The 5595-nt window shown below is 40.0% G+C and carries 4 protein-coding genes; 3 read left to right on the top strand and 1 reads right to left on the bottom strand.

Annotated elements, in window-relative coordinates; genetic code table 11:
* Nucleotides 1-31: 31 nt before the first annotated feature.
* The gene (locus BCU91_RS16235; protein WP_102531917.1) at nt 32-850 is read right to left on the bottom strand and encodes an HpaA family protein; all 819 of its coding nucleotides are present in this window, start codon (nt 848-850) and stop codon (nt 32-34) included.
* 379 nt (nt 851-1229) lie between these two features.
* Between BCU91_RS16235 and tusA the strand changes: the two genes are divergently transcribed.
* The 3 genes from tusA to BCU91_RS16220 all read left to right on the top strand — a co-directional run bounded on the left by tusA (nt 1230) and on the right by BCU91_RS16220 (nt 5528).
* The gene (gene tusA, locus BCU91_RS16230) at nt 1230-1475 is read left to right on the top strand and encodes a sulfurtransferase TusA (RefSeq protein ID WP_102436430.1); all 246 of its coding nucleotides are present in this window, start codon (nt 1230-1232) and stop codon (nt 1473-1475) included.
* Nucleotides 1476-1477: 2 nt separating this feature from the next.
* On the top strand, nt 1478-1924 hold the full coding sequence (locus BCU91_RS16225) for an MOSC domain-containing protein (RefSeq protein WP_102436428.1): 447 nt from the start codon (nt 1478-1480) through the stop codon (nt 1922-1924).
* 406 nt (nt 1925-2330) lie between these two features.
* A complete protein-coding gene (locus BCU91_RS16220; RefSeq protein ID WP_102531916.1) occupies nt 2331-5528 on the top strand; it encodes an amidohydrolase family protein in 3198 nt (1065 codons plus the stop codon).
* Nucleotides 5529-5595 lie beyond the last annotated feature (67 nt).

Raw genomic sequence — 5595 nt, 5'->3', positions numbered from 1 at the left:
ATTGTGAAGCGGCTTTTTTGTAATATAAATATTAGTAACGCTTAATAGCTTTTAACTCACGAATATCTGCTTCAAAACTCTGAATTTCTTCAGCTGACACATATTTCTTTAATTGAACCATAGAGCCTTGGTAAAACTTAGTCATTGCATCGGCATAAGCCTTTCCAACATTATTGACTAAAACATCTGGCTTACTAGCATGCTTCATTGCGCCGCCAATTGCTCCACCAATAATACCACTACCACCAGCTTTTGTTTCCCACTGAGTAATGTATTCCTCAGAGATATTTAACTTTGTTAAGTCCACTCTTTTTTGCGACATAACTTGACCAGTTAGTGGTTCAATAAACTTTATGATAAATGATCCATCTATTCTTATCGTACCAGTTTCTTGTGCATAAGAAGAAAAAGACTTGGTATTAACATTAGCTTTGCCGACTTTTATATCGAACTGAGGGACAATGGCTAAATAGCTATTCTTCTTGTCACCATAGGTTATCTCATCAAAAGTTTCGTACGGACCTGAATAGGTGAACCCCTTACGTGTGATTAGAGTTTCAACACCATTTTGGAATGCACTTCTTACCTTTTCATTATATTGACCACGTATATTCACAAAATCACTAGAACGACTCGTATTTGCTTGTCCATATGGATTTTGAGTTGTATCACGCTGCTCATAGGCAGTAAAGGCGCCCCCTGGTTTAACAATTGCAATTTTCTTATCGACAGATGCTTGTTGGGCACCAAAATCAAAATTGGTATCTACGACTCCAGATTCATTTTTTACAGGGATTGCAGAACAAGCAGCTAAAGTTAAGGCGGCTACCAAAGTGATAGTTTTTTTCATTTAACATATTCCTTTATATTTCATAACAAGAGCACCCATTTTACATCAAATGATTCAACTTTCATCATTGTCGATCATTTATTTATTTATAACAATAGCTTACGCACAAACCAAACAGTTACATTCACTATCAGAAGCATATTTTCTTATTGTAAACTCTGCCTAAGTTAATAAAGTTAAAATAATATGTTGAAGGCCCCTTAAAATAACTAACTGCGAGTTTGTAACACTTTGTAACGCAGCAAGGGTTACTGTTTCACGTGGAACATCATATTTCTGTGAGCATAACATCACGCTTTACTAATAAAGCTAGCATCAGTGTTGCATCAAACTTTAACCAGAGTAAAATTAGCGCAATTGTTGAGTAAGAAGAATTGATATGACTAAAGATTTTACTGCCGCAGACCACCACTTAGATGCGCTTGGTTTACGTTGCCCAGAACCTGTAATGATGATCCGTAAAACTGTGCGTAAAATGGCAGAAGGTGAAAGCCTATTAATTACTGCTGATGATCCAGCAACCACCCGTGATATTCCAAGCTTTTGTGAGTTTATGGATCATACTCTTCTAGCAAGTGATACTAACCAAACACCATATAAATACCTGATTAAAAAAGGCCTCTAATCATGATTTCGTTACACGCTATTGCTTACAAAACTGCTAAAAAAGGGCCGATGAAGCCAGTATTTTGTGCCAAGGTAAGTTTATTAAAAGGCGTTGAAAACGATATTTTTGGAAAACCCGGAAAACGGCAAGTGACCGTCATGTCGCAGCAACAGTGGCAATTAGCCTGTAATGAAATTAATGCCGATTTAGACTGGTTAACCCGAAGAGCCAATATATTAATTGATGGCTATAAGTTTAGCGCCGCAGATGTTGGTAAAGTCATTAAACTTGGTAATGATGTTAGCTTACTGATTACCGGTGAAACCGACCCATGTAAAAAAATGGAGCAGTCACAGCAAGGTCTTGAAAAAGCCCTCACCCCAGATTGGCGTGGTGGCGTAACCTGTAAAGTGATAACTGAAGGCCTGATCCAAATTGATGATCAGGTTTCAATAATAACCATATAAGTGTGCCTATTGAGTTTTATCTTTAATGACAGTTGCACTGAGCAAAAATGAATAACTATTCAGTGCTTTATTACACTAAACAAACTTGCAAAATTAGATACATACTCACGTATTTTTATACGACTTAATTAAAACTCAGCTCAAAGCCCCCCACAATTTAACCAACATACAGCAATTTATCAGATTGAAATAGCTAGACACCCAGCTTCATATCGCTGAGCTGCAAATAATTATTCTACAGCCTAGCAGTCACCCGATAGCTGTCATTATTTGAAACAGAATATCTATTTAGTTATTGGCTAATATATGCGATAAATGTCATCAGATTTGTAACTCGCCAATAACACTAAGAAACATAAAAGTGTTAACGCGACCTATAACAATAATGACAACAAATGGACTGTGCATGCTAACTTCAAAAATAAAACCTCTCTACACTGCGATAGCGTTAAGCTTAGCAAGTGTTTCTCTTGCTGCTAATGCCTCTGATGATGCTTCTAAAGAAACAGAAAAATGGCAAGTTAATGCGCCTGCGAACGCGCCGCTAGAAAAACTCTCTATTGATGTCACCGAAGGCACATGGATGAATGTCAGCGTTTCCCCTGACGGTAAGACCATAGTGTTTGACTTACTCGGTGATATTTATCAAATGCCAATAAAAGGTGGCGAGGCAAAAAAACTCGCTTCTGGCATCGCTTGGCAAATGCAGCCGGTATATAGCCCAGATGGCAAATATATTGCCTTCACCTCAGATGAAGATGGCGGTGATAATATTTGGGTAATGAATGCTGACGGTTCGAACCCACATCCTGTAACCAGTGAAACCTTCCGCTTACTCAATAGCCCAGCTTGGAGCCCTGACTCACAATACTTAGTGGCCCGCAAACATTTTACCGGTAGTCGCAGTTTAGGTGCTGGTGAAGTGTGGATGTATCACGTCGCTGGCGGCGAAGGGGTAAAATTAACTGAGCGTCCGAACGAACAAAAAGATTTAGGCGAGCCTGCCTATTCACCTGATGGCAGATATATTTATTTCAGCCAAGATGCTACCCCAGGCAAAACCTTTCACTACTCAAAAGATTCAGTAAAAGGTATTTATAAAATTAAGCGCTACGATACTCAGTCTGGTGATATAGAAGTATTACTTGAAGGCACTGGCGGCGCCATTCGCCCAACACCTAGCCCTGATGGCACCAAGTTAGCTTATATCAAACGTGATGGCTTCCAATCTTCGCTGTATTTACTCGATTTAAAATCAGGGGCGCAAACTAAGCTTTATGGTAATTTAGATCGTGATATGCAAGAAACATGGGCAATTCATGGTGTGTATCCGACCATGTCTTGGACCCAAGACAATGAACAAATTGTTTTTTGGGCCAAAGGTAAAATTAATAAATTAACCCTTGAAGACAAGTCTGTTGAGAATATTCCTTTCAGCGTTAAAACTGAATTAGAGGTGCAACCATCAGTACGCTTCACTCAAAATCTAGATAAGGATAATTTCGACGTAAAAATGCTGCGTATGGCACAAGTCTCACCTAACGGTGAAAAAGTGGTTTTTGAAGCATTAGGCAAACTTTGGATCCGTGATATTGAAGATGGTAAACAAAAGCGTTTAACTCGACTTGATGATGACGTTAATGAACTATTCCCGCAATGGTCACGGGACGGCAAGAATATCGTCTTTACCACTTGGAATGATCAAGAGCAAGGCACCGTCAGTATTGTGAGTAGCAAAGGTGGTCGCAGTAAACAACTGACATCACTGCCAGGTAAATATGTCGAACCAACCTTTTCACCAGATGGTAAAACCGTTGTCTACCGTAAAGCGAAAGGCGGATATGTCACTCCTAGAACTTGGTCCCAAGAACCGGGTTTATATAAAGTTGATCTAAAGAATAAGCAAAATATCAAAGTTTCAGCTAGCGGTTATCAGCCACAATTTGGCGCTGATAATAATCGTGTCTTTTTTATGGATCACGGTAAAACCCCAGAACTGGCATCAATCAGTTTAGACGGCTTTGAAAAACGCACTCACTACACTAGCGAACATGCTACCGAATTTAGAGTATCGCCAAATGGTGAGCACCTTGCCTTTGCTGAACGCTTTAGAGTTTATGTCACCCCTTTTGCCAAGCATGGCGAAACCATCAAAATCAGCCCGAAAGCGAAAAACTTACCAGTAATGCAATTAAGTGCCCGCGCAGGTGAAAGCATTAGCTGGAACAGTAACAATGAAGAAATTTATTGGACTTTAGGCCCAGACCTTTATCAAGCCAAAGTGGATACTGACTACAACAGCGATGAGGAAGCTAAGCCTGAAGTTACTGCTATTGGTTTCACTAAAAAAGCAGATGTTCCACGTGGAACAATCGCATTTGTTGGTGGCAAAATCATTACCATGGAAAATGACCAAGTTATTGATAATGGTGTTGTCATCGTTAAAGATAATAAAATTGTCAATGTTGGCGATGCTAACTTAACCATTCCAACTGATGCACAAGTCATCGACATTAAAGGTAAAACTTTAATGCCAGGTTTATTTGATGCCCATGCTCATGGTAGCCAAGCAGATGATGAAATCACGCCACAGCAAAACTGGCAATTATACTCAGCACTGTCGTTGGGCGTGACTGCAATACATGATCCGTCAAATGACACCACTGAGATTTTTGCAGCATCAGAGCAACAAAAAGCCGGTAATATTGTGGGTCCGCGCATATTCTCAACCGGAACTATTTTATACGGCGCTAATGCACCAGGTTACACATCCCATGTAGATTCACTGGATGATGCAAAATTCCATTTAGAGCGTCTTAAAAAGGTAGGCGCTTTCAGCGTGAAAAGTTACAACCAACCACGTCGTAACCAACGCCAACAAGTGATTCAGGCTGCCCGTGAATTAGAAATGATGGTGGTTCCTGAAGGTGGTAGTTTGCTGCAGCATAACTTGTCGATGATTGCTGATGGCCATACCACTGTCGAACACTCATTACCCGTTGGTTCTATCTATAGCGATATTAAACAGTTCTGGAGTCAAACCAAAGTCGGTTATACCCCAACACTGGTTGTCGCATATGGCGGTATTTCTGGCGAGCATTACTGGTACGATAAAACTGATGTTTGGGCACACCCTCGCTTAAGCATGTATGTTCCGTCTGATATTCTTAATGCCCGCTCAATGAGAAGAACAACTGCACCGGATGAACATTACAATCACTTCAATGTGGCACGGGTTGCCAATGAGCTAAATGATATTGGCATCAAACCCAATATTGGTGCTCATGGTCAACGTGAAGGTTTAGCGGCGCACTGGGAAATGTGGATGTTTGCTCAAGGTGGTATGAGCAATATGGATGTGCTGAAAACAGCAACCATAAACCCTGCAACCACCTTCGGTATGGATCATCAAATAGGCTCAATTAAAGCCGGTAAACTAGCTGATATTATTGTTATTGATGGCGATCCGTTAACTGATATTCGCGTGACCGATAAAATTACTTACACCATGGTCAATGGTAAGTTGTTTAATTCAGAAACGATGAATCAACTTAATGACGAAGAAATTAAGCGTAAGCCTTTCTTCTTTGAAAAGAAAAAGTAACGTTAATCTCTATGCCTAGCCTTACGACAAAGTAAGCTAGATAATAAAAAGGGATGTTCCACGTGGA

Source organism: Shewanella sp. 10N.286.52.B9, assembly GCF_002873635.1.
Classification (GTDB): Bacteria; Pseudomonadota; Gammaproteobacteria; order Enterobacterales; family Shewanellaceae; genus Shewanella.
Note: the sequence above shows the minus strand (reverse complement) of the source record. Positions and strands in the feature narration are given on the sequence as shown.